Source organism: Carnobacterium sp. (assembly GCF_032094055.1).
GTDB lineage: Bacteria > Bacillota > Bacilli > Lactobacillales > Carnobacteriaceae > Carnobacterium_A.
In genome coordinates this window covers 1,307-3,691 of the sequence record NZ_DAMDAK010000072.1, presented here as the reverse complement: position 1 = coordinate 3,691, position 2,385 = coordinate 1,307, and the positions used below count along the sequence as shown (strand labels likewise).

The 2,385-nt window shown below is 36.3% G+C and carries 2 protein-coding genes and 1 pseudogene; all 3 read right to left on the bottom strand.

The features are described from left to right. Positions 1-518 (bottom strand): VOC family protein (locus tag RT405_RS10375; protein ID WP_313469550.1); only part of this gene is annotated, 518 nt, incomplete at its 3' end. A 97-nt stretch (positions 519-615) separates the two neighbouring features. Continuing rightward, positions 616-1,809, bottom strand: a complete 1,194-nt coding sequence (eis, locus tag RT405_RS10370) for a GNAT family N-acetyltransferase (RefSeq protein ID WP_313469536.1) — start codon at positions 1,807-1,809, stop codon at positions 616-618. Between the two features lie 479 nt (positions 1,810-2,288). Continuing rightward, a pseudogene (locus tag RT405_RS10365) lies at positions 2,289-2,385 on the bottom strand (ABC transporter ATP-binding protein); the annotation flags it as partial.

The following is a 2,385-nucleotide window of genomic DNA, read 5'->3' as shown; positions in this document are numbered from 1 at the left end:
CCTATAGAACTTCCCGAAGGCAATTGACTAAACGTTCCTTTAGCTTCAGCGATCACACTCTCTGCATCCATTGGATCTGTTACGCCAGCAATTTGGCCATCTGGACGAATATCCCACTCAGATTTAGGTTTATCCCAATAGATTTCAACTCCATTTCCTTCAGGATCATCCAAATATAGAGCTTCGCTATAGCCATGATCACTGGCACCAGTCAGCGGGTATCCCGAAATGAGGAGGTGGTACAATATCTCACCTAAATCTTGTCGAGTAGGCAACAAAAGAGCCAAATGATACAATCCTGTCGAACGAACGTTAGGCCCTCCTGCTTGAACGGCTTTCAGTGTCAACAGTATCGTTTTATCTCCTTTTGCTCCAAAAGAAACTACTGATGGTGTTTCAGCTTTTATGTCCATGCCCATAACAGTTTGATAGAACTGTTTCATCTCCTGTAGATTTTCAACATTTAAAACAACTTCTCCAATATGCGTCTTTTCATTTAAGCTAAGCATTTGTTTCATTCCTTTCTCAATTCGCTTTATGCGTTTAACTTACTTTTAATAAGTGTATAAGAAAAAGGAATAATTTGCAAGAAGAAGAAGGAGTAAACTGCTTCAACTAAAAATAATCATATAAAACCGGCGTTCCTTCTGGAATTCGTTTTGCAAAATCAGCCAATGTTTGCTCATCTCCTTGAATCCGTTCAAAGAAGTGCAATTCTTCAATCGTCCGATAGTTCATAAAAACTTGCGTCCAAGCTTGAATGGTACCGGATAAAAGAGAAACTTGAGAAAGCTCTTGTTCATCGGTTACCCGAGAAACTTTTCTATCAGTCAAATATAATTCTAACTTCCAAACTCCTGCATTCCAAGGGGCTACTAGATCTTCAACTTTCAAATAAACAGTTTGAGGAGCTCTTTCTTTAAATGGATAAGCTAACAAAAATTGTTCCATATTCACAATTCGCGCCATCATTGAAGGAACTAATTCTTGTTTAACTCTTGGATTCTCTAACAGGTAAGCTATTTTTTCGGATTCACCCGTTTTATAAAGATAGGTATAGAAAGTGGCTTTATGTGAAGCCACAAAATTCCATAACCCACTAAAGGCTGTATGAGACAAATAAACCATTTCTTGCAAGACAAACGTTTTAGCATCTTGTCCTTTGAAAGAATAGATTAAATAGCCTTGGGCTTCGCCTTTTTCATCCAAATATAACGCAATCTTAGACTCTTCTCGTGACGTCATTAAAAATTCCCAATCCCATTCACTGCGTTTAAGCGGACCAATACTGGTTTGATAGCGATTTTTATAAAGTGATTTTATTGTTGCTTTTGTATCTTCCCATTGGACACGCCGAATTGTTCCCAATGTTTTTTGCATTTTCGGCAATTCACTGACATCAATCGTATATTGGATATCATCAAAACTTTGTTCATAGCCGTATTTGCGATAAAACGGATAAGAAAAAGGCGATAAGTAAGAGAGCAACTGGCCTTGTTCGTTCATCTTTTCTAATGACAACTTCATTAACTGAGCGATATCTCCTCCACCCCTATTTTCAGGGTAACTTGATACATAGCCGATCCCTCCCATTGGAAAGATTTTTCCGTGTAGGTAAACTTCCATTGGCCGAACAATGAGTTGGCTCATCAATGTTTCATCTTGAAAAGCTCCATAGCATACCGAAACAGAGCAAAGCTCTTTAAATGCATTTTCGCGTTTTTCTGTTTTCTCTATATTAAAGGCATAACTTGCTAAGTCTAACATTTCTTTGTATTGATCAAGCGGCATTATTTTGTATTCAGTCATTTTACTCTCCCTCATTTTCTTTTTCTTTTAGTTTAACACGTTGGTTATTTATTTACCTATTTTTATTTCTTCTTGCATTTTGACTAGTTTCACGAAATAACTTATCTTTCATCACAAGTTCTTCACATTTTCTTTCTATACTAAAGACATACCAAAAACAACCAACTTTTTTATTTTTTTCTTTTACCTCCTCCAGGTTTAAAAGAACCCAACCCTTTCCATCTTAGCTACTCCTGCTAAGATGGTTTTTTTGTGTAGAAAATAAAAGACTGGCCTTAAGCAGCGTTTAATTATGAATGATTTACTGTTAAAGCTTCTGAATTTCAAATTAAGCAATCCACTTATTTAAATACTAATTCGTCTAAATAGGAAGAGTCCATAATCAAACAAAAAAAGTAGAAAGCGGCCAAATAATTTTGGCACTTTCTACTTTTTTCTAACTAACTGATACTTTTAAGTCAGTCTCTTATTTTATCTTATTAGATAGCTGGTTGTTCGGCGAATTGGCTGTTATACAAATCGGCATAGAAACCGCCTTTTGCCATTAATTCATCATGGGTACCAGTTTCCATTACG

What these genes read in the sequence shown, in the direction of transcription:
- eis (WP_313469536.1), bottom strand. Translation starts at nt 1,809, where the DNA reads ATGACTGAATACAAAATAATGCCGCTTGATCAATACAAAGAAATGTTA.